We start from the raw sequence: 21823 nt of genomic DNA on the forward strand, positions 1-21823 counted from the left end.
CGCTTATGCGATGACGGGGCAAGCCGAACCGGCCATTGCGGATTTCACCGCCGCCATTGGCATAAAGCCCCTCGCCGCGACCTATCTGGCACGCGGCCGCCTTTATCTCGCGCAGGGGCACAAGGACCTGGCATTGCAGGACTACGACAGCGCCCTTCGCTACGAGCCCAAGAATAGCGAGGCGTTGTATCAACGCGGCCTGATTCATTTCGACCAGCAGGACTATTCGGACGCGATCGCCGATTTCGACCGGGCGCTGCAGATCAACCGGCGCTTTGCCACGGCGTTCGATGCGCGCGGCAACGCCCATATGCGGGAGAATCAAAACGATCTGGCATTACAGGACTACAGCCGGGCTATCGCGATCGAGCCTCGGCTGGCTGCCGCATATGAGCATCGTGCGCAATTATATAACCAGATCGGCCAGTTCGATCAGGCCATCCAGGATTACTCGCAGGCGTTCCGTCTGGCGCCGGATCGGGTCAGCACGCTGGTCGGTCGGGGGAAGGCTTACATGAGCCGCGGCCAGTACGATGCCGCGATCCAGGATTTCACCGCGGCCACGCGTCTTGCACCGCATAACGCGGATATCGCTCGCGAGCTTCACCAGGCGAACCTGGAAAAGAGCAAGCAGGACGTCGCGCGGAAGATATCCGTCGAGTCAAACATCCCCAATTGACGGATATCGTCGCGAAGGCGCCGGCACGGCGCCTTCGCGGATCGCGGCTGGTACTCGTTCTGTTCCTGTCGCCATTTGCGTTTTTCCTGAAAAGCAGAATGCTTCTCATACCGAACGGCGTTGATCGTGATCCTTGATTGCGGGCCATGACGGGGGACGGGAAGGTCGCCATCAGCGCGGGTTGGTAATAACTCCAAGGGAGAACGTCCATGTCCACTCTCATTATCGGCGGCACCGGTTTCATCGGCTCCCGCGTGATGCGCCTGCTTCAGGCGCGAGGCGAGCCCGTCATCTGCATGGATATCAACCCACCTCGGGTCGACGGCGAGACGGGCATGAAGGCGGTCCGCGGGGACGTCACGCAGTTCGACGACCTGGTGGACATCATGTTTCGTGAGAAACCGGATCGTGTCCTGAACCTCTCTTACTTCCTGGGCAGCGAGCATGCACCGCGCACGGCCTTCAAGCTCAACATCCTGGGCATGGACAATTGCTTCGAGGCCGCGCGCCTGGCTGGCGCGAAACGGGTGGTTTTCGCGAGTTCCCTGGCGGTCAACGGCCAGCAGAAGTTTTTCGGCGACCGAGCGGTGACCGAGGATGACTTCCGCCATGGCGACAATCAGTACGCGGTGCATAAGATCTTCAACGAAGAACAGGCCAAGGATTATCGGGCGAAGTTCGGCATGTCCATCACGGCCGTGCGTCCGGCCAATGTGACGGGTCCCGACAAGGTCCGTGGTTCTGTCGACCACGTGAACTGCATCACCCAGCCGGCGCGCGGAAACGCGATCAGCTTTCCGTACCAGGACGCGATGCGTTGTCCTGTCCATGTCGACGATGTGGCGGAGGTCTTCGCTCGCGTGGTGCTGGCTGATGCGCCCAAGCACGATGTCTACAACACGGGGGGCACCGCGATCAGCCTCGGCAGCCTGGCGGAGATGGTGAAGGAGTTCCTGCCGGATGCCCGTATCACCTTCAAGAACGAAACCGGAGGACGGGATATCTCCGGCAACTATCTGATCGACAATACAAGGCTGGTACAGGAATTCGGCGTGCAGTACCGGCCGTTCCGGCAGCGGGTGTTGCAGATCATCAATGAAGTGAGAGCTGCCGAAGGACTGCCGCTGGTGTCCGGCTGATCCGGCATGAACGAAGGCTGTTTGGCGTCGCTGGCCATATCGGCGCCAAACAGCCGATCCCAGGAATCACCGGATTTGTCGCGCAAAGCCATTCGGCACCCGGCCGCAAGGCCGAGGATGCGGCGCGAATCTCCACCCGCGAGAGGCGGCGGGCGCACCGGCCATCCCTCCGAAGCCGGCGTTTGACACCCTTCCCGCCCTGCTCCCATAGTCGAATCCGGGAGAAAGCCATGACCGTCGACACCATCGACTGTGACATCCATCCAGGCGTCCCGGACATCAAGGCGTTGCTGCCATACATGGACGAGTTCTGGCAGGAGTCCTTTGTGGCCCGCGGCATCGACGGTTTCGACATGATGTCCTACCCGCTGAACGCGCCGATCACCTGCCGCTCGGACTGGACGGTCAAGGGCCAACGCCCCGGCGCCAGCCTGGACGCGATGCGCACCCAAGCGCTGGAGACGTTCGGCATCGGCACCGCCATCTGCAATCCGCTGACCGGCGGCCAGGTTGCCGTCAGCGAAACGATGGGCGCGGCCATCTGCTCCGCCGTCAACGACTGGATCAAGGAAGAATGGCTGGACAAGGAGCCACGCCTGCGCGCCTCCATCGTCGTCCCCGCCCAGGCGCCGCTGCTGGCGGCGGAGGAAATCGAACGTTGCGCATCCGACCACCGCTTCGTCCAGGTCCTCCTTCCCGTTGCATGTGAAATGATGCTCGGTCGCTCCTATTACTGGCCGATCTATGAGACAGCGGCGCGGCACGGCCTGCCGATCGGGATCCACGCCGGCAGCATGTATCGTTACGCACCGACGTCGACCGGGTGGCCGTCACATTACCTGCACGATTATGTCGCCCATTCCCAAACGTTCGAGGACCAGGTCCTGAGTTTGATTTCGAACGGCATCTTCAACAGGTGGCCCGACCTGAAATTCGTGCTGATCGAGTCCGGCGTCACCTGGCTGCCCGGCTTCATCTGGCGCGCCATCAAGACCTGGCGCGGCGTGCGGGCGGAAGTGCCATGGGTCAGCCGCTCCCCGGCTGATATCGTGCGGGACAATTTCCGTCTGACCATCCAGCCGTTCGACGCGCCCGACCGCGATGCCGTCGAACGCATCGTCCAGCAGATCGATGCCGACCACATGCTGCTGTTCGCGTCCGACTATCCGCATTGGCAGTTCGAGGGTGACGCGATCACGCCGCCCGGGCTGTCGGAGGCCCTGCAGCGAAAGGTCCGTCTCGACAATCCGCTGGCTACCTATCCCCGCCTGAAGGAGACTGTGCAATGAACGCACCGGTCGACGCCCTGACACGTCCCGCGGATGCCGATGCCCGGCTCGGCATCATCGATTGCGACGTTCATCCTTATCCCAAGGCCGGCGCGCTCAATCAGTACTTGCCGGAACGCTGGCGGCAGCATGTGTTCCAGTACGGCAAGTTCAATTGCGGGCCGTACGCCGACCGCGGGACGTATCCCCGGTTCTCGCCCAACACGTCGCGGCGCGATTCCTGGCCGCCCAACGGCGGCCCGCCCGGTTCGGACGTTGATTTCATCCGGTCGCAGCTTCTCGATCCTTATAACATCGCATACGGAGTGCTGGAGCCGCTGCTGGGCGGCAACACGTCCCGCAACCTCGACGAAGCGGCCGCTCTCTGTTCGGCGATGAACGATTGGCAGGCCTATGACTTCGTCGACCAGGAGCCGCGGCTGCGCGCGTCCATCCTGGTGCCGCAGGACGATGCGGACGCGTCGGTGAAAGAGATCGAAAAACGCGCCGGAGATTGGCGCTTCGCCCAGATACAGCTTGGGTCCAAGACATCCGAACCTGTCGGCCGCCGCCGCTACTGGCCGATCTTCGCGGCCGCCCAGGCCAATAACCTGTCCATCGGGTTGCATATCGGGGGAACGCAGAGCAGCGCGCCCTCCGCCAGCGGCTGGCCCCAGTTCTATATCGAGGATCACCATGTCCTCGTCCATTCGATGCAGAACCAGGCCGCCAGCCTTGTGCTGGAAGGTGTTTTCGACGCCTTCCCCAACCTGAGGATCGTGCTGATCGAAGGCGGCTTCGCCTGGGCGCCGTCGCTTGCGTGGCGGCTCGATGCCCATTGGGCCAAGATGCGGGACGAACTGCCGCACCTGAAGCGCAAACCGTCCGAATACTTCAAGACCAATCTCTGGTTCGCCACGCAGCCGGTGGAGGAACCCGAACATCCCGACGACCTGCGGCAGGTCTTCGAATGGATCGGCTGGGACCGCATGGTCTATTCAAGCGACTATCCGCATTGGGACTTCGACGATCCGTACCTGGCCTTCAAGTTCCAGATGACCGAACAGGAAAAACGCATGTTGCTGCGGGACAACGCGCTGGACGTCTATACGTTCAGATAGACCCACGCGACAACCGGCCGAGACGCCGGCCGGATCCGGCCGATTGTCGCGTCATCACAGGGCGCCGCGTCCGGCGCGGCCACGGTCCGGCGCGCAACGGCGGTGGAGCAACTTGGCAGGCCAGCGACTGAACGAGACCGCACCCGCCCTCGCCGCACCGGGGAAGCCCGCCTGGGAGTCGGAATTACTCCTGGGCCTCGCCTTGACGATGACCGCGGGTTACGTCGATGCGATCGGCTATGTTCAGCTTGGGCATCTCTACGTGTCGTTCATGAGCGGCAACTCGACACAGTTCGGGATGGCGCTCGCCGCCGGCGACATGTCCGTGGTGACATGGGGCGGCTCGGTCATCGCGCTTTTCGTGATGGGTTCTTTCCTTGGGGCGCTCATTGTCGAGCTTTTCCCCCGAACGAAGATACTGGCAACGCTGAGTTGCGAGATTTTCAGTGTCATTGTGGCGCTGGCTCTTTCCCTGGCGGGCATTGGGCGCGCTGCCGTCTTGCCGGTGGTCGTCGCGATGGGGCTGCAAAACGCGATCCACCAAGTCGTCGTCGGGGCTGATACGGGAAAGAGCTTCATCACCGGGACCCTGTTCGGGGTCGGCGCCGCGCTTGCGAAGGCCCTATTGGGGCGCGGCCAGCCCCTTCAGGCCGGCGTTCACGCGCTGTCGTGGTGCGCCTTCGCCATGGGCGTCGTGCTGGGAGCGTTCAGCCATGCCTGGTTCGGGCGCAACATCGCACTGACGGCGATCGGGGTGTTCCTGCTCCTGCTGGTCGCGCTGGTTTCGGGAAGACATTGGCTGACCGCACGTTCGAGCGGACCTCTCTGATCAGTTGGTCAGCCCGTCCGGTTGTCGACGAGGTCGGTCACCACCTGCGGGTCGGCCAGGGTCGAGGTGTCGCCCAGGCTGTCGACCTCGTTCGCCGCGATCTTGCGCAGGATGCGCCGCATGATCTTGCCGCTGCGTGTCTTCGGCAGGCCCGGCGCCCATTGGATCACGTCGGGCGTCGCGATGGGTCCGATCTCCTTCCGCACCCAGGCCACCAGTTCCTTGCGCAACGGCTCGCTGGGTTCCTCGTCGGCGTTCAACGTCACATAGGCGTAGATGCCTTGCCCTTTCAGGTCGTGCGGGTAGCCGACCACCGCCGCCTCGGACACTTTCGGATGTGCGACCAGGGCGCTTTCGATCTCGGCGGTGCCCATGCGGTGGCCCGAGACGTTGATCACGTCGTCGACGCGGCCGGTGATCCAGTAATACCCATCCTCATCCCGGCGCGCACCGTCGCCGGTGAAATAGAGGCCTTTGAAGGTCGAGAAATACGTCTGCACGAAGCGCACATGGTCGCCGAAGACGGTACGCATCTGGCCCGGCCAGGAATCGCGCAGGCAGAGGTTGCCCTCGGTCGCGCCGGCCAGTTCCTTGCCGTCGCCGTCGACCAGCAGCGGCTGCACGCCGGGCAGCGGCAGGGTCGCGGAGCCGGGCTTCAGGTCCGTGGCGCCAGGCAACGGGCTGATCAGGATTCCCCCGGTCTCGGTCTGCCACCACGTATCGACGATCGGGCAGCGCCGGTCGCCGACGACGTTGTAGTACCACAGCCAGGCCTCGGGGTTGATCGGCTCGCCCACGCTGCCCAGCAGGCGCAGGGACTGGCGCGACGTCTTCTTCACCGGTCCCTCGCCCTCGCGCATCAGGGAACGGATCGCGGTCGGCGCGGTGTAGAAGATCGAGACCTTATGCTTGTCGATCACCTCCCAGAACCGGCTGCTGCTGGGATAGTTGGGGATGCCCTCGAACATCAGCGTGGTGGCGCCGTTCGCCAGCGGGCCGTACAGAATGTAGGTGTGACCGGTGATCCAGCCGACATCGGCGGTGCACCAGTAGACCTCGCCCGGCCGGTAGTCGAAGACGTTCTCGTGCGTGTAGCTGGCCCAGACCATGTAGCCGCCCGTCGTGTGCAGCACGCCCTTGGGCTTGCCGGTGCTGCCGGAGGTATACAGGATGAACAGCGGGTCCTCCGCGTTCATCGGCTCCGGCGGGCAGTCGGCCGAGGCGGCCGCCATCAGCGCCCCGTAGTCGTGGTCGCGGCCCGCGGTCATCGGCACCTGGGCGCCCGTGACCTTGACGACGATGACGTCGGTGACCGACGGGCACTCGGCCAGCGCTGCGTCGACGTTGGCCTTCAGCGCCACCGTGCGTCCGCCACGGCGGCCCTGGTCGGCGGTGATCACCATCGCCGAACCGCAATCCTGGATGCGGTTCGCCAGGCTGTCGGGGGAGAACCCGCCGAACACCACCGAATGGATCGCCCCGACGCGGGCGCAGGCAAGCATCGCCACGGCGGCCTCGGGGACCATGGGGAGGTAGATCGTGACCCGGTCGCCCTTCTTCACGCCTTTGGCGCGCAGCACGTTGGCCAGCTTGCAGACCTGCTCGTGCAGTTCCCCATAAGTGACGTGGCGGCTGTCCTTCGGGTCGTCGCCTTCCCAGATGATCGCCGTGGCGTTGCCATGCGTCGCCAAATGCCGATCGAGGCAGGAGACCGAGGCGTTCAGCACCCCGTCCTCGAACCATTTGATCTGCACGTCGCCGACGAAGGACGTGTTCTTGATCTTGGTCGGAAACTTGGTCCAGGCGATGCGCTTGGCTTCCTCGGCCCAAAAGGCATCTGGGTCGGAAGCGGCTTTCGCGTACAGGGCGCGATACCCTTCAGCGGTCACCCGTGAGGTGGCGGCGAAGGCGGGATTCACCGGAATGACGTGTTCGGCGGAGGGCGCGTTATCGGCCATGGACCTGTTTCCCTTTATCTCGTCCCTTGGAAGGCCCCGGCTGGTCGAGCCTGTCGGGGGACCGGACGCCTATGTAGCATCGGGCGTCATGGGACGCTAAGGGGGGTTTTTACTTAGCGGCGCGCGGGGCTCCATCCTGAAGCCTGGTGCGCCCGGCAGGACTCGAACCTGCAACCGAGCGGTTATGAGCCGCCAGCTCTAACCAATTGAGCTACAGGCGCACGCCACCGGACAATGCCCGGACGACGCGCCGCGCGTCAACGCATTGTCGGCGCAGCCACGCCTGACGGGTCACGCGGGAACCCGGCCGGCCGCCGCCGGCGGGCATCGCGTTCCGGCATCGCGACGTTCATCGGCGACTTCGACCGCCAGCCGGGGATTCGGGTCGGTCCCCGGCATCCGGTCCAGCCGCCGAACGGGTGACTCGGACGCGGCCTACATCCGGCCGGCGTCGACCACCCAAAGCTGGCCGGTGCACATCGCGCTGTCGTCCGCCGCCAGCCACAGCGCCATGCGCGACACGTCGGCCGGGACCAGCTTCCTCTTCAGGCATTGATTGCGCAGCAGGTTGGCTTCCGCGTCCGGGGTCAGCCACAGCTCGATCTGCCGGCGGGTCATGATCCAGCCGGGGATGATGCAATTGACCCGGATGCCGGACGGGCCCAGGTCGCGCGCCATGCCCTTGGTCAGCCCCTCCACCGCAGCCTTGGCGGTCGTATAGGCCGGCATGCCGCCCTGCAGCATGTGCCAGGAGATCGAGCCGAAATTCACGATCGACCCGCCGCCGGCAGCCTGCATGCCGGGCGCAACGGCCTGTATGGCAAAGAATTGATGCCGCAGGTTGGTCGCCATCCGCTCGTCCCAATAGGCGGGCGTCACCTCTTCCCACCCGTGGCGCTGGTCGTTGGCCGCGTTGTTGATCAGCACGGCGATCGTGCCCAACCGGGCGGACACCTCGGCGATGGCGGCGCGGAGAGCGATGATGTCCGTCAGGTCGCAGCGCAGGAACAGCGGCGCGGACAGGCCTTCGCCAGCCAGGGTCTCCACCAGCGCCTCGCCAGCGGCGTCGGCGATGTCAAGGAAGGCGACCCGAGCGCCCTGGCGCGCGAACTGGGTGACGTGTTCGGCACCGATGCCGCTGGCGCCGCCGGTGATCAGGACGACCCGGTCCCGCAGGCTGGGATACCGGGCGAACGTGTCGGTCATGGCGGGATCTCCCTGCTGTCCTTCTTGCGCCCGCCCAGCGAGGCCATGACCGAAGCGGTGATCGCCTCGGGCGTGGCGTCGATGTCGGCGATGATCGGGTCTTCTTCCGGGCCGGGCTCCTCCAGCGTCGCGAACTGGGATTCCAGCAGGCCGGGCGGCATGAAGTGGTTGCGGCGGCGGGCCAGGCGTTCGGCGATCAGCGCGTGGCTGCCGCGCAGATAGACCAGGTTCGTGTCCGCTCGGTCACCCAGCAGAACGTCGCGATAGGATTTTTTCAGCGCCGAACAGGCGACGACACAGGACCGCCCCTGCACGCGCAATTCCCCGGCCCTGGCGGCGATGGCGCGCAGCCAGGGCCAACGGTCCTCGTCCGTCAGCGGGACGCCGGCCTTCATCTTCGCGATATTGGCCGTCGGGTGGAATGCGTCGCCCTCCAGCAGTTCCCAGCCGGTCGCGCGGGCTATTCCGGCCGCGATGGTGGTCTTGCCGCAACCCGAGACGCCCATCACGACCGTCATGGTCATTTCTTTGCCGGCTCCACGTGCCCGCCGAAGCCGAAGCGCATCGCCGACAGGATCTTCTCGGCGAACGTATGATCCTGCCGCGAGCGGAAGCGGGTGAACAGCGACGCGGACAGCACCTCGGCCGGCACGGCTTCCTCGATCGCCGCCTCGATCGTCCAGCGCCCCTCGCCCGAGTCCTCGACCTCGCCCGAGAACGCGTCGAGGTTTTCGTCCTTCGCCAGTGCGTCGGCGGTCAGGTCGAGCAGCCAGGAGGAGACGACGCTGCCGCGCCGCCAGACCTCGGCGATGTCGCCCATGTTGAGATTGAAGCGGTGGTCTTCGGGCAGTTGCGTGGAGGCCTTGTTGCGCAGGATGTCGAACCCTTCGGCAAAGGCCTGCATCATGCCGTATTCGATGCCGTTGTGCACCATCTTGACGAAATGGCCGGCGCCGGGAGGGCCGGCGTGGATATAGCCCTGCTCGGCACGCGGATCGCGGCCCTCGCGGCCCGGCGTGCGGGGGATGTCGCCCATTCCCGGCGCCAGGGCGGCGAAGATCGGGTCCAGGTGTTTCACCGCCTCGGTCTCGCCGCCGATCATCATGCAGTAGCCTCGCTCCAACCCCCAGACGCCGCCCGAGGTGCCGACGTCCACATAGCGCAGCCCCTTGGCCGCCAGGGCCTTCGCGCGGCGGATGTCGTCCTTGTAGTAAGTGTTGCCGCCGTCGATGACGATGTCGCCCTTGGACATCAGCCCGGCCAGCGCGTTGATCGTGTCCTCGGTGATCTTGCCGTGCGGCAGCATGACCCACACCGCCTTGGGCGAGCCGCCCAGCTTCGCCACCAGGTCCGGCAGCCCGGTCGCCATGGTGGCGCCGTCGTGGCCCACCGCCTCGATCGCCTTGGGATTGGCGTCCCACACCACGGATGAATGCCCGGCCCGCATCAGGCGCCTGGAAATGTTCGCACCCATCCGGCCCAGTCCAACGACGCCGATCTGCATGTGACGCTCTCCTTTGTGATGACCGGTCCCGCGTCCGGCCAGGATGATCCCGCCGCACCCTGCCATAAGCGCATTCGAAGGCAAGGCGTGGCGGAAAGTTCGCCGGGCGGGCCTGGTCGCGATCCCGGACAACAGTTGCGTCATCCGCACATTCCTCACGGAGTTGTCAGATGCCGCCCCCTTTCGGCGCCGATAATACCCTGAATGCTGGGAACCGTGATGCATTCCAGCGATGTCTAGCCCTCTTGGCCTGGTCTATCCAGACGCTGCCCGGAACCGGGCGACGATCGGGATCCTTCGCCTTCTGGCGGCGGCCTCGATCGCCGTGCCGGTGCTGGTCCTGGCCTGCGGCGGCTGGATCGCGTGGGAGCAGAAACGCCAAGAGGCGTTCGATGAGACGACCCACCTGCTGCAACTGGTGACCGACAGCTCCGCCAAGCTGTTCGACTCCCAGCTTCTGGCGCTGGAGCAGACCAAGCTGCTGCTGCGCGACGCGACCGACGCCGACGTGCGCGCCAACGAAGAACGGCTGCATGACAATCTGTCCTTCACGCGCCACTACCTGCCGTTCCTGCGCGACCTGTTCGTCGTCGACAGGAACGGGGTCCCGCTCGTCACCGCCTCCCGCTATCCGGCGCCCAAGACGCCCCTGATCGAGCGGGATTACTTTCGTTATTTCCGAGACGGTCATGGCGGGCGTTTCATCGGCGAACGCGCCGAACGCTACGTGAACGGGGAACCGTTCATTCCGATGGCGATCGCGAGGCCGAGCCTTGACGGCAGCTTCAACGGCATCATCGCCTGCTCGCTGAACCCGAACTACATCAAGCAGTATTTCCAGCAACTGCTGTCGATGTATTCCGACACGGAAGGCCGATCGATCGCGCTGCGGCGCAATGACGGGCAGCTCCTGGTCCGGTCCGGCGATCTCACCCAGCAGCAGGAGCATGCCGAAAGGCTGTCGGCGGTGTTCATCACCGACCGCACCCAGGCGGTCACCGGCTACCAGATCTCCAACGTCCTGGGTGGGAACCGGATCGTCGCGTGGGCGCGCCTGCCGTCGCTGGGGATGGTCGCCTGGACCTCGATCTCGCTCGACGGCGTGATGCATGCCTGGCTGCGCTCGATGATCCCCTACGCGGTGCTGTGCGTGGCCTCCGCCCTGTCGCTGCTGGCGCTGTCCGGCGTCGCGCTGCGGCGGACCGAAGCCTCGATCGTCGCGGAGCAGCACGCCGCGGCGGAGCGGGAGCGGCGGGAGCAGGCGGAAGAGGCCGTGCGGCAAAGCCAGAAGATGGAGGCGCTGGGCAAGCTGACAGGCGGCGTCGCGCATGACTTCAACAACCTGCTGGCCGTGATCCAGGGCAACGCGGAGCTCGCCAAGAGCCGCAATCCGGACAAGGCCGCGCGGATGCTGGACAACATCGTCCATGCTGCCCAGCGCGGCGCGACGCTGACGCGGCAATTGCTGTCCTTCTCCCGCGGGCAGGCCCTGGCGCCGCGCCCGATTGATCCGCGCGTCGAACTGCCCCGCGTCATCGCGATGCTGAGGCCCTCGCTGCGCGGCAACATCCAGGTGGACGTCACGATCGACGACGATGTCTGGCCGTTGGAGCTGGATCCGGGCGAATGGGAGATCGCGCTGCTGAACATCGCCGTGAACGCGCGCGACGCCATGCCGAACGGGGGGCGGCTGTCGGTGACCGCACGCAACGTACGCCTGTCGCGCGGCGAGGTGCCGGCCGCGCCGGAGCTGTCGGGCGCCTTTGTCCGCCTGACGCTCCGCGATACCGGTTCCGGAATCCCCCCGGACATCGCCGCTCGGGCCTTTGAGCCGTTCTTCACCACCAAGGATGTCGGCCGCGGCACCGGCCTGGGACTCAGCCAGGTGTATGGTTTCGCGCGCCAGGCCGGCGGGGCGGCGATGATCGGGCCGGCACCCGAAGGCGGCACTGCCGTCACGCTGCTGCTGCCGCGCGCGCTGCGGGTGCCGGGCCCTCGCCCGAACCTGGTCGTGCCGGACAGCAACCGCCCGGACGAGGCCGGCGCGCGCCGCATCCTGTTCGTCGAGGACAACCAGGAGGTCGCGGCGATCACCGCCGACATCATCCGTACCCTCGGCTATGAGGTCGTGCATGTCGACCGGGCGCGCAAGGCGCTGGAGATCCTGATCGGCGCCCAATCGGCGTTCCACCTGCTGATCACCGACGTGGTGATGCCGGACGGGATGGACGGCGTGCAGTTGGCGCAGGAGGTGCGGCGGCGCCTGCCCTCCCTGCCGATCATCCTGGTGTCCGGCTACAACGAAGCCGGGGCCGCCGAGGCAACCGGGCTGCGGCTGCTGCGCAAGCCGTTGCCGGCGCAACAATTGGCCCAGGCGATCGAAGCGGAGCTGGGGACGTTCCCGCGCATCGTGGTCGATAATACCAGGGTGGGCTGACCAAACGGCCCGACCGCGCCGTCCGCGGTCCGGGTCCGGCCGCCGCGTCCGGGCCAGCCGATTGTTTTGGATCATCTATAATGATTGACCCGGGCCGATCGAATGACCTAGGTTCCCGCGCACTTCGTCCGAGGGGGAGGTCGACGTGTCGCAAACGCTCGAAAGCGGACAGCCACGACAAGTATCGGGTAAACCGGCAGCGGCCAAGATTTCCTGGGTGAACAAGAATCTGCGGGTGGGCTTTCCCGGCATGCCGCCCCCGCCGCCGCCCATGCCGACCGGCCGCCCCATCACCTATGCCGGCATGCAGAAAAGCCGCCTTGCCTGGGACGCGCTGCGCAAGTCGCTGCAATCGCAACTGCAGGAGCTTGAGGCGACCATCGTCCAAGCCGTCGAGGCGAACAACCAGGACCAGAAGGCTGAGGAGACGTTCGACCCCAAGGACGTCAGCGCCGGCACGAAGAAGCTGTACACGATCCTGGACGGGCTGGACCAGCGCCTGATCGATACGCTGGACAAGGCGCTGAACGCCGAAGGTCCGGAACGTTCGAAGCACCAGCAGGCCGCGAAGGGGCTGATCGAGGAGTACCGGACATTCGTGGCGAGCGACCCGATGGTCGCGGCCGTGGACAACAATGGTTTCACGCGGACCAGGATCAGGCCGACGGTGGACCAGACCTTGAAGGTCCTGTCCGAATCCCTCTGATTTCGCGTTTCGTTTCTTCATAATATCGTCGGGGGCACGTCATGGCGCTTACGGCCTTGCAACGGAATTTTCTGGTCGACAACCTGGGCGTCACGCCGAACCGCGGCTTTTTCGATGTCGTCGACAAGTTTCGGGACAGCCGGCTGGAAGGTTCCGTCGACAACTACCTGCAGCATGAGGACGGCGTGCTGAAGCAGGTGGAGGAACTGCGGAAAATTCCGGGTGCGGAGCCGTTCGTCCTGAACATCGAACGCGCCATGAGCGACGTCCAGAAAAGCGTCAAGAACGCGCGGCGGGACGGCGGCAAGGACGCCATCGACGCAGAGGCCAAGAAGGTCGAAGACCTGAAGGCGATGGCCAAGCAGGTCATCGACAACAAGACCTTCTACGGCGACCTGGACACGGCCGAGAAGGCATTGAAGGCGCTGAAGGAGGATCCCCAGCGCGCGCATGTGAAGCCGGAAATCGATTCCGCCGAGAAAGACTTGCTGGCCGCGCGGAAACTGGCCGGCGAGGGAAAGTTCAACGAAGCGCGCGGAAAGCTGGGGACGGCCAATCCGGCCCTGACGGAAGGCAAGCGCTGCGCCACGGAATACGCCGCCGTCATGGTGGTGAAGGCGAGCGCCGCCCGCATGCTGGGTTCGATGAAGGGCCAATACGGGGACGAGAACGACTGGACCAACTTGTCCAACGACATCGACGTGGCGTCCGCGAAAGCCCAGACACCGACACGCGATTACAACGCCGCGAAGAACGATCTGCAGGTCGCAATCGACGAAATGAAGGCCGACATGACCAACTGGTGGGTCACGAGCGACCCCGACGGCCTGGCGGACCTGCAGTTGAAGCAGGCAACCTTGCAGTCCAAGAGCAAGGACGGGAAAACGATCGTCGACGCCAACCTGCAGAAAATCGGCGGAATCCGAGCCAAGATTTCCGACGCCGTCAACGCGGGCAAATGGCCGGTGGCGATGCTCGCGGCGACCCAGGAGTTGCCGGAGGAGATCGTCGCGGCGACGAAACTTGCCAACCGCCGCATCGAGTACGACAAGCAGCGGGAAACGACCGTCGGCGACATCAGCAAGCTGAAAGACATGAAGGAGCTGATGGGCCAGATGTTCTCGATGAACAAGCTGGTCGAAAAAGCCGATGAACTGGCCGACAGAAAGGCCATGCGCTTCGAAGACGGCATCGCCGCCCTGCAAGAGGTCAGCAACACCGTCACCGTCCTCGGCAAGGTCTACGTCGACACCAAGGCCTATGCCGAGGCTCGGCTGAAAGCCGAAGACGGCCTGGAATACTTGCAGAAGCGGCCGGCGGCGCGGGCCGGCATGCTGGAAGACCAGATACCCTATATCGAGAAACTCATGGCGGAGGCCCAGAAGGCCACCGGCGTCATGGACCTGAAGAAAGTCGTGACGACGGGCCCCGACATGGAGGATCGGCGCATGGCCCAGGTGAACTGGGGCCAGGCGCGCGCGACGATCGACGAGGCGCTGAAGGCGATCGAGGGCGCGACCAAGCTCGCCGATACCATGAAGGACTCGACGGAAATCGCCGGACGTGCGGGCGCCGCGGATTCGCAGCAGAAGATCGAGAAACTCGCCGCCGACATGCGTAGCCAGGCGCAGACGGTGAAAGGGAAGCGATTCGGCGACAAGGCCAACGACCTGCTGACGAAACTCGGCGGCACCTTGGACGAGGCCGTCCGGAACGCCCAAACGCAAGGCCGCATGGCAACCGCGCAGGAGTTGATCCAGTCCGCCGCCAGCCTGCTGCTGGGGGCGCAGACCATCCAAAGCCAATACGAACATTTCGCCACGCAGAAGGACCTGGCCGACGGCCGGCAGAAGGCGCTGACCGACTCGACCCAACCCCCGGCTGAGACGCTGAAGCCGAAGACCGACGAAAGTGCCAAGCTGCTGAAGACAGCACAGGAAAAGGCCGATGCGTTCGAGTGGCAGGCGGCCAACGACAGCCTGCGCGCGGCTCTCGGGATCATCGCCGAGGCGGAAGAAGCCAAGGAACGGCGCAAGACGTTCGATACCGACGCCGCGCTCGCGGAAAGCGACCGCGACAGCCTGACCGATCCGCTGAAAAGCGAAGTCACCAAGATGATCGACAAGGCGAAAGAAAGCGCAAAGGCGTTCGACTTCGTCCACGCCACACGCTTCCTCGCCAATGCCACGGCGCGGCTTGCGGGCGACAAGGTCAGGAAGAAGGCGATCGCCGGCCAGGTGGACAACGATCTGGAAACGCAATTGCAGAAAATGATGGACGCGGTCGGCGGCGAGGAAAACTACGCGAAGTCCACAGACAACCCCAGCGGCAAAAGGACCATCCCGAACGGACCGGACCTGCTGGACGAACTGGTCAAGAACCTTCCCGATACGGTGCATCCAAAGGTCATCATCGCGATCGCCAAGAAGCGGTTCAATATCAAACTCTCGCTGTCGGCCCTGTCATGGCAGGGGGGCACGATCGTCGACGACAAGGATGCATCCGCAGGGGCGATCGAACCACAGAATTTGAAGGATGAGAGCAAGCGGATACAATCCGCCAAGAAAATCTACGAGATGCTGGCGCTGACTCCGGAGCAATCGAAGGACAATCCGAGTCTCAAGAAAGTCATGCGGGAGAACGTGCTGGAGAACATCAAACTGGGCTCCGGCGGCGGTGTATCTTACAACTTTGCCAGCGGCGGTTACTATCAAGGTTCCGAGAACCTGACGAGCGTCAGCGGCCGGCCGGGCGACACGCCGCAGAAGTTCGGCAGCAAGCTGAAAGGCTATCAGAAAAATCGCGACGGGAGCTTCGTCCTGGACGGCAGCGGCGACATGATCGAGGTCGAGATGCTGCCGGCCATGGCTTCGCCGGAATACGCGCCCGCCAACGAGAACGACGTCGACTACTTCGATTTCGCAAACGTCCACGAAACCGGCCACGCGGTCGACGACCGCATGGGATTCATGAAGGCACGCGAGGAACAGGCCGCTTTCGGCGGATGGATCACGCATGGCAGCGACATCGCGAAGATCGCCAAGCAGGTCGCGGCGAAATATGGCGGCGACCACGCCGACATCCTGGAGCAATACGTATCCGATATGATGATCGGCGCCAAGGTCGATCCGCCCGCGGTCGGCCCCAAGGAGCAGCCAGCCGTCAACACGGCCTGCGAAGATATCAAGGAATGGTTCGATATCGCGACAAAATGCTCGCCGTGGTGGGACCAGGGCAATTCGGTCAAGATCGCCATGAACGACGGCCGGGTTTACCAGGAAGCCTATCCCGGCACCTGGGTCAGCTATCCGCTGAGCGAGCGCACCAAGGGGATCACCGGCTACCAGTTTCGCGCACCCGGCGAATGGTTCTGCGAGCTGTACGCCTCCTATCACCTCGGCAAGCTCAAGCCCAATCATCCGGCGCGTCGCTGGCTGAGCTCCCTGTCACTGTAATCGACCGCTGTCATCGAAGGATCGCGCCATGTCGCTGTTCCAGGACGTCGCCACGCAATGCCCGGCCTGCAAGGTCGCCCTGTCTTATGAAATGGTCCACAGCGTGAACGCGGACCGCCGCCCCGACCTGCGGGATGCGATCCTGGATAGCTCGTTCCAGGTGCTCACCTGCGAGTCCTGCGGCGAGAATTTCCGGATCGAGCCCCAGTTCACCTACGTACACATGGCGGGAAAGCAGTTCCTGACGGTGTGGCCGGTGTCCAGGATCGACGACTGGGTGGCCATGGAGAAGCGCGGGGACGACTCCTACCTGAGCTTCTATGGACCCAACACATCGGAAGCCGCGCAGCAGATCGGTCGCGAACTGACCCGGCGCACGGTGTTCGGCTGGGCGGCATTGCGGGAAAAAATCGTTTCCGCCGCCGCCGGCATCGACGACGTGACCCTGGAGCTTGCCAAGATCGCGATGCTGCGCTGGGCGGAGGGCCTGGAAGCGGCTTACGACGTCGAGATGCGCCTGCTTGGCATAGGTGACGACGGCAATCTCGTCTTCGGCACCTATGCGCCGGGGGAGGAAGTCCTGAAGGACGTGATCACCGTCCCCAAGGACCTGCTGTCCGAGATCGAAGCCGACGCCGAAAGCTGGCAGCCGCTGCGCGAACGCCTGACCGAAGGCAGCTTCGTCGACGCCCAACGGCTGCAGATGGCGACGGAGCCGGCCTAACTCTCGGCCCGACCCGTCAGGCAAGGTGCCCCGGAAATTTGGCGTCGGACGCGACCGATGCCAGACTCCGCCCATGACGACCCGAGACGCAGCGTGAGCGCCAGCGAACCAACCGAGGCACAAGCCGGCACCTGGCATCTGCTGCGCTCGATGCCGGTCTGGCCCCTGCTGGCGACGCTGGCGGTGCAGACCCTGGCGACCATGGCGATGTTCTCGGTGCCGACCGTGGCGCCGGAGATCGCCCTCGACCTGAACGTCAGCGGCGCACTGGTGGGTTATTTCGTTGCGCTGGCGTATGGCATCGGGATCGTCTCGGCCCTGTTCGCGCCGGGGCTGGTGCGCAAATACGGCGGCGTGCGGGCCACCCAGGCGGTGCTGGCAGCCGCCGCTGGCATGCTGGTCCTGGCGGCCGTGGGTCGCGGCGTGGCGGGCATCGGGCTGGCGGCGTTCGTGCTCGGCCTGGGCTATGGCGCGGCGGCGCCGGCCAGCACCCACCTGCTGGTGCCACAGACACCCCGCCCCGTCTTCAACCTGGTGATGTCGTTCCGCCAGATCGGCGTGCCGCTGGGTGGCGTGCTGGCCGCGCTGATCCTGCCGCCGATCGTGGTCGCCGCCGGGTGGCGCTGGGCGCTGGCGGCGGAACTGGTCCCCATCCTGCTACTGATCATCGCGATGGAGTTTCCGCGCAAGCGCTGGGACTACGACCGGGAACCCGACCGGCGCGTGCTGGGCAAGGGCCTGATCCAGCCGTTCACGCTGCTGGCCGAACCGCGGTTCCAGCGGCTCTCGATCGCCGCTTTCGTCTATTCCGGAATCTCACTCAGCGTGATCGCCTTCACCACCGTGCAACTGACGACGGTGGTCGGCCTCAATCTTGTGGAGGCGGGGCAGATGCTGGCGGCATACCAGCTGGCCAGCTCGATCACCCGCCCGATCTGGGGCTGGGTCGCGGACCGCTACATCACGCCCGCGCAGACGCTGGCGATGCTGGGCCTCGGCATGGCAGCCACGTCGCTGGTCACCGGCATGTACGGGCCGCACTGGCCGATCTGGGTGCTGATGATCAACGCACTGGTGGCAGGGACGACGTCGGGCGGCTACACCGGCGTCGCCTATGCCGAATACGCCGCACTGGGCGGCGTCCGCCGGACAGAGGCCGCCGGGCTGGGCACCGCGATCATGTTCTTCGGCGGCATGGCGGTCCCGGCGGTGTTCGGCATGTCCGTCGCCGCCTGGGGCGGCTACGGCACCAGCTACACGATCGGCGCCGCCTGCGCCCTGGTCAGCGCGCTGCTGCTTCTGCTGCCGAACCGGCGCTGAGGTCGTCCACCAGCACGACATGCACCCGCCTGGGGCCATGCGCGCCGAGTTCCAAGGTCTGCTCGATATCCGCCGACCGCGACGGGCCGGTCACCAGCATCACGTTGCGCGGCATCGCGCCACGCTCCGCCCGCAGCAGGTCCCAGGCCTCCTCATAGGCGCCGACGATGCGGGAGGCGTGCAAGACCGCGATCTCGGTATCCGCCAGCAGGTTCAGCGTCACCGGTCGTTCCGGGGCGCTGGGCAGCATCATCGTGCCCGTCTCGGCGATGCCGGCGAAGGCGTGCTGGACGCTGACCGTGTCGGTGGCCTCCGCCCTGCCCTCCCGGATCGTCAGCATGGGGCGCGTGGACCAGGGGACGGCCCGCAGCTCCGGATGCGGGGCCATGACCAGGGCGCCAGGCAGGTTCTGGCCCGCGAGGTAGTCGGCGACGGCCTCGGGCACCGCATCCAGGTCGGGGACGCGGGCGACGGTGCCGAACTCCTTCTCCAGGTTGCGCACGAACAGGTCCACCTGCTCCACGCGCGGCAGGCGGGAGCGGGCGGGGATCAGGTGCCGCGGATGGGCCGCCAGCCGGCCTTGCAGCATGGCGGCCTGGTCGGCCGGGAGCGGCCCGCGCTTCAGGCCGCGGCGAATGGCGGCGAGCATGGCGGCCTTGCTCATACGTTGCCGGCTCCGCGCTGCTGGCGGGCGTAGCGGGCGAAGAACGTGTCGCCCTCCGGCGCCGGTAGGTCGCGGCCCTTGGTCCAACCGCCGGCCATCGGCAGGCTGCGGAACCGTCCCTTCCGTCCCCCCAGCAGTCCCAGCCCCAGCGCCGCCGCTCGGGTCGCCAGCCGGTACAGCGACGGGCGGCGGGCGAAGAAGGCCCACAGCGCGAGGTTGGTGCGCGCGGCCGAGGGCGACAGGTGTCGCTCGAACTCCCGCTCGCGCCAGTGGCGCATCATGCCCGGGAGGGGAATCCGGACAGGACAGACGGATTCGCACTTGCCGCAGAAGGTGGAGGCGTTGGGCAGGTTCCCGGCCTCCTGCACGCCGATCAGGCTGGGCGTCAGGACGGCGCCCATCGGACCGGGATAGACCCAGCCATAGGCGTGCCCGCCGACCGCGCCATAGACCGGGCAATGGTTCAGGCAGGCGGCGCAGCGGATGCAGCGCAGCATCGGCTGGAACTCGGTGCCCAGCATGTTGGAGCGGCCGTTGTCCAGCAGGATGACGTGGTACTCCTCCGGCCCGTCCAGGTCGCCGGGACGGCGCGCGCCGGTGGAGAACGTCGTATAGACCGAGAAATCCTGGCCGGTGGCGGAGCGCGCCAGCACGCGCAGCAGCGAGGTGCAGTCCTCGATCGTGGGGACGCACTTCTCGATGCTGGCAAGCACGATATGGACGCGCGGCAGGGTCTGGGTCAGGTCGCCGTTGCCCTCGTTGGTCACGATCACGCTGCTGCCGGTCTCGGCGATCAGGAAGTTGGCGCCGGTGATGCCGACATCGGCGGCGAGGAACTTCGACCGCAGCTTGGCGCGCGCTTCCGTCAGGATGTCGCGGCGTTCGTGGAAAACGCGGTCGGGCGGCAGGTCGGTGTGGGATTTGCGGAACGCGTCCTCCCAGTCCTCCATGTTCAGGTGAAAGGCGGGGGCGATGATGTGGCTGGGGATCTCGTGACGGAGCTGGATGATGTATTCGCCCAGATCGGTCTCGACCGGCGTGATCCCGTTCTTCTCAAGGTGGTCGTTGATGGCGATCTCCTCGCCGATCATCGACTTTCCCTTGGTGACCGTCCTGGCCCCCGCCGCCTTGCAGATGTTCAGCACCGCCGTCCGGGCTTCGTCCGCGTCGGCGCACCAATGCACCGTGCCGCCGGCTTCCAGCACCTTGGCCTCATAGGCTTCCAGGTAGAAATCGAGGTTGGCCAGCGCGTGGTTCTTGATGTCGCGGGCGGTGTCGCGAAGCGGTTCGAACTCCGGCAGCGCGGCAGCCGCGGCGGCCCTGCGCGCGACGAAGGACGGCCCGCTGCGGGCGAGGGCCTTTTGCAGCCCGGCATCGGACAGCGCCCGTGAGGCGTTCTGCTTGAAGGCGGAGGACGTGGCGACGTGCATGATGGGCGTTGTATCGGAGGCGGGGGCGTTGGCCCAGGGGGGTTCCGGGATAGCTGAGAACTGTCTCAGGCCGTGGCGGCGATCGTCGCGGTGACGGGCTGCAGCGGCCGGCGCACCACCAGCCACGACGTGGCCATGCCGATTGCCAGCAACGTCGCGGCCAGCACGAAGCTGAGCGTATAGTGTTGCGTATAGGCGATGATGAAGCCCGTCAGGATCGGCGCCATGAAACCGACGCTGTTGCCGCCGAGGACAACAAGGCCAAAGACGGCGCCGGCGGATTCGCGGTCATGGATCAGGTCGGCCGCGACGGCGAAGTTCAAGCCGTTCGAGACATTGGCGCAGAGGATCGAGAGGATGATCAGCACCTCCATCACCGTCAGGCTCTCGGCATAGGGCACGAACAGCACGCAACAGGCAACGGCCATCATCAGGATCATCAGGTAACGGCGCGCGCCGGTCGACAGGTCGACATTGCGCACCAGGCGGTCGCTGACGAGCCCGGACAGCACCAGCCCGAACGCCGTCACCACGTAAGGCAGGCTGGCGAGCCATCCGGCGCTGAACAGGTCCAGGTGCCGCACCGTGCGCAAATACGACGGCAGCCAGGTCAGGAAGAGATACAGCGAGAAGGTCTGGCAGCCTTGCGTCACCATCAGCCCCCACATCACCGGCTGGCGCAGCAGGGCGCGCAGGGACATGGCATGGACGGCGTCCTGCCTGGGCGGCTCGCGCTGCTGGACGATATAGTTGCGTTCGGTCTCATCCAGCCAGGGCGCTGTCTCCGGCGCGCGATAGAGCGTGAACCAGATGGCCGCCAGGACCGCTGTGCCGACGCCGACGATGATGAAGGAGATCCGCCAGTCGAACATCGAGATCAGGAAGGAGGTCAATGCGATGCCCAGCGCCGGGCCGAAGGAGCTTCCGGCGTGGAACGTCGTGATCATCAGCGCCCGTTCGCCGCGCGGCGCCCATTCGCGCAGGATGCGCTGCGATGCGGGATAGCTGGACGACTCGCCGACGCCAAGCAGCAGGCGTGCGCCGACCAGTGTGCCGAACCCGGTCGCCAAGCCGGTGACCGCTGATCCGATGGCCCAGATGACCATTCCGGACCCCATGATGGCACGCGCACCGAACCGGTCGCACAGCAGGCCCATCGGCAGGATCAGGGGGATATAGGAGTAGAAGAAGCAGGAGAAGATGACGCCGAGCGCTTCAGGCCCAAGGCCGAACGTGGCCGCGATCTCCCGGCCTGCGACGGAGATGTTCACCCGATCGATGAAGTTGACCGTGTTGGCGAGTAGCAGCAGGACGATGACCAGCCATCGCTTGTATCCCATCTCGGACATTTCCCCTTCGTATTATTCTTCTTTGGCCGCCGTT

Annotated in this window: 17 protein-coding genes and 1 tRNA gene; 10 read left to right on the plus strand and 8 right to left on the minus strand. The window is 65.5% G+C overall.

The window, feature by feature from the left end:
* From VHB27_RS03540 to VHB27_RS03560, 5 genes are all read left to right on the plus strand, one after another.
* On the plus strand, positions 1-679 hold a 679-nt coding region (locus VHB27_RS03540; protein WP_325597547.1), incomplete at its 5' end, for a tetratricopeptide repeat protein.
* A gap of 209 nt (positions 680-888) precedes the next feature.
* The gene (locus VHB27_RS03545; RefSeq protein WP_325597548.1) at positions 889-1818 is read left to right on the plus strand and encodes an NAD-dependent epimerase/dehydratase family protein; all 930 of its coding nucleotides are present in this window, start codon (positions 889-891) and stop codon (positions 1816-1818) included.
* A gap of 230 nt (positions 1819-2048) precedes the next feature.
* Positions 2049-3107, plus strand: coding sequence for an amidohydrolase family protein (locus VHB27_RS03550; protein WP_325597549.1), 1059 nt, complete (start codon positions 2049-2051; stop codon positions 3105-3107).
* A complete protein-coding gene (locus tag VHB27_RS03555; RefSeq protein ID WP_325597550.1) occupies positions 3104-4207 on the plus strand; it encodes an amidohydrolase family protein in 1104 nt (367 codons plus the stop codon). Before VHB27_RS03550 ends, VHB27_RS03555 begins: the two co-directional genes overlap by 4 nt.
* A gap of 112 nt (positions 4208-4319) precedes the next feature.
* Positions 4320-5036: a YoaK family protein gene (locus VHB27_RS03560; RefSeq protein ID WP_325597551.1), complete on the plus strand. Its 717-nt coding sequence runs from the start codon at positions 4320-4322 to the stop codon at positions 5034-5036.
* Between the two features lie 8 nt (positions 5037-5044).
* Here the strand turns inward: VHB27_RS03560 and acs are convergent, their stop codons facing one another.
* The 5 genes from acs to gnd all read right to left on the minus strand — a co-directional run bounded on the left by acs (position 5045) and on the right by gnd (position 9704).
* Positions 5045-6994: an acetate--CoA ligase gene (gene acs, locus VHB27_RS03565; protein ID WP_325597552.1), complete on the minus strand. Its 1950-nt coding sequence runs from the start codon at positions 6992-6994 to the stop codon at positions 5045-5047.
* 144 nt (positions 6995-7138) lie between these two features.
* Positions 7139-7215 (minus strand) — tRNA-Ile (locus VHB27_RS03570).
* A gap of 214 nt (positions 7216-7429) precedes the next feature.
* A complete protein-coding gene (locus VHB27_RS03575; RefSeq protein ID WP_325597553.1) occupies positions 7430-8200 on the minus strand; it encodes an SDR family NAD(P)-dependent oxidoreductase in 771 nt (256 codons plus the stop codon).
* Positions 8197-8724 carry a gluconokinase gene (locus tag VHB27_RS03580; protein ID WP_325597554.1) on the minus strand — a complete coding sequence of 176 codons (528 nt, stop codon included), beginning with the start codon at positions 8722-8724 and terminating at the stop codon, positions 8197-8199. Before VHB27_RS03580 ends, VHB27_RS03575 begins: the two co-directional genes overlap by 4 nt.
* Positions 8721-9704, minus strand: a complete 984-nt coding sequence (gene gnd, locus VHB27_RS03585; protein WP_325597555.1) for a phosphogluconate dehydrogenase (NAD(+)-dependent, decarboxylating) — start codon at positions 9702-9704, stop codon at positions 8721-8723. The genes VHB27_RS03580 and gnd overlap by 4 nt, the downstream gene beginning before the upstream one ends.
* A 232-nt stretch (positions 9705-9936) precedes the next feature.
* Between gnd and VHB27_RS03590 the strand changes: the two genes are divergently transcribed.
* The 5 genes from VHB27_RS03590 (at position 9937) to VHB27_RS03610 (ending at position 18346) form a co-directional block, all read left to right on the plus strand.
* On the plus strand, positions 9937-12141 hold the full coding sequence (locus VHB27_RS03590; RefSeq protein ID WP_325597556.1) for a hybrid sensor histidine kinase/response regulator: 2205 nt from the start codon (positions 9937-9939) through the stop codon (positions 12139-12141).
* Positions 12142-12358: 217 nt separating this feature from the next.
* A complete protein-coding gene (locus VHB27_RS03595) occupies positions 12359-12847 on the plus strand; it encodes a hypothetical protein (protein WP_325597557.1) in 489 nt (162 codons plus the stop codon).
* Positions 12848-12888: 41 nt separating this feature from the next.
* Positions 12889-16302 (plus strand): hypothetical protein, encoded by a 3414-nt coding sequence (locus VHB27_RS03600; protein WP_325597558.1) that lies wholly within the window; start codon positions 12889-12891, stop codon positions 16300-16302.
* Positions 16303-16330: 28 nt separating this feature from the next.
* Complete coding sequence (locus VHB27_RS03605; protein ID WP_325597559.1) at positions 16331-17026, plus strand: CpXC domain-containing protein; 696 nt, start codon at positions 16331-16333, stop codon at positions 17024-17026.
* A gap of 57 nt (positions 17027-17083) precedes the next feature.
* The gene (locus tag VHB27_RS03610) at positions 17084-18346 is read left to right on the plus strand and encodes an MFS transporter (protein ID WP_325597560.1); all 1263 of its coding nucleotides are present in this window, start codon (positions 17084-17086) and stop codon (positions 18344-18346) included.
* On the opposite strand, the gene VHB27_RS03615 is transcribed toward VHB27_RS03610, so the two are convergent.
* The 3 genes from VHB27_RS03615 to VHB27_RS03625 form a co-directional block, all read right to left on the minus strand.
* Positions 18309-19010 carry a LutC/YkgG family protein gene (locus tag VHB27_RS03615; RefSeq protein WP_325597561.1) on the minus strand — a complete coding sequence of 234 codons (702 nt, stop codon included), beginning with the start codon at positions 19008-19010 and terminating at the stop codon, positions 18309-18311. The genes VHB27_RS03610 and VHB27_RS03615 overlap by 38 nt on opposite strands.
* Entirely contained in the window at positions 19007-20440 is a 1434-nt protein-coding gene (locus VHB27_RS03620) for a lactate utilization protein B (protein ID WP_325597562.1), read from the minus strand. The genes VHB27_RS03615 and VHB27_RS03620 overlap by 4 nt, the downstream gene beginning before the upstream one ends.
* 65 nt (positions 20441-20505) lie before the next feature.
* Positions 20506-21780 (minus strand): MFS transporter, encoded by a 1275-nt coding sequence (locus VHB27_RS03625; RefSeq protein WP_325597563.1) that lies wholly within the window; start codon positions 21778-21780, stop codon positions 20506-20508.
* Positions 21781-21823 lie beyond the last annotated feature (43 nt).

The sequence above is a fragment of the Rhodopila sp. genome, from assembly GCF_035548235.1.
Taxonomy (GTDB): Bacteria; Pseudomonadota; Alphaproteobacteria; order Acetobacterales; family Acetobacteraceae; genus Rhodopila.

Excerpts from the sequence above, each read along its gene's own strand:
- VHB27_RS03605 (WP_325597559.1), top strand. The coding sequence starts at position 16,331 with ATGTCGCTGTTCCAGGACGTCGCCACGCAATGCCCGGCCTGCAAGGTC.
- VHB27_RS03625 (WP_325597563.1), bottom strand. The coding sequence starts at position 21,780 with ATGGGATACAAGCGATGGCTGGTCATCGTCCTGCTGCTACTCGCCAAC.
- VHB27_RS03590 (WP_325597556.1), top strand. The coding sequence starts at position 9,937 with ATGTCTAGCCCTCTTGGCCTGGTCTATCCAGACGCTGCCCGGAACCGG.
- VHB27_RS03555 (WP_325597550.1), top strand. The coding sequence starts at position 3,104 with ATGAACGCACCGGTCGACGCCCTGACACGTCCCGCGGATGCCGATGCC.
- acs (WP_325597552.1), bottom strand. The coding sequence starts at position 6,994 with ATGGCCGATAACGCGCCCTCCGCCGAACACGTCATTCCGGTGAATCCC.
- VHB27_RS03545 (WP_325597548.1), top strand. The coding sequence starts at position 889 with ATGTCCACTCTCATTATCGGCGGCACCGGTTTCATCGGCTCCCGCGTG.
- VHB27_RS03580 (WP_325597554.1), bottom strand. The coding sequence starts at position 8,724 with ATGACCATGACGGTCGTGATGGGCGTCTCGGGTTGCGGCAAGACCACC.
- VHB27_RS03615 (WP_325597561.1), bottom strand. The coding sequence starts at position 19,010 with ATGAGCAAGGCCGCCATGCTCGCCGCCATTCGCCGCGGCCTGAAGCGC.
- VHB27_RS03600 (WP_325597558.1), top strand. The coding sequence starts at position 12,889 with ATGGCGCTTACGGCCTTGCAACGGAATTTTCTGGTCGACAACCTGGGC.
- VHB27_RS03610 (WP_325597560.1), top strand. The coding sequence starts at position 17,084 with ATGCCAGACTCCGCCCATGACGACCCGAGACGCAGCGTGAGCGCCAGC.
- gnd (WP_325597555.1), bottom strand. The coding sequence starts at position 9,704 with ATGCAGATCGGCGTCGTTGGACTGGGCCGGATGGGTGCGAACATTTCC.
- VHB27_RS03620 (WP_325597562.1), bottom strand. The coding sequence starts at position 20,440 with ATGCACGTCGCCACGTCCTCCGCCTTCAAGCAGAACGCCTCACGGGCG.
- VHB27_RS03575 (WP_325597553.1), bottom strand. The coding sequence starts at position 8,200 with ATGACCGACACGTTCGCCCGGTATCCCAGCCTGCGGGACCGGGTCGTC.
- VHB27_RS03550 (WP_325597549.1), top strand. The coding sequence starts at position 2,049 with ATGACCGTCGACACCATCGACTGTGACATCCATCCAGGCGTCCCGGAC.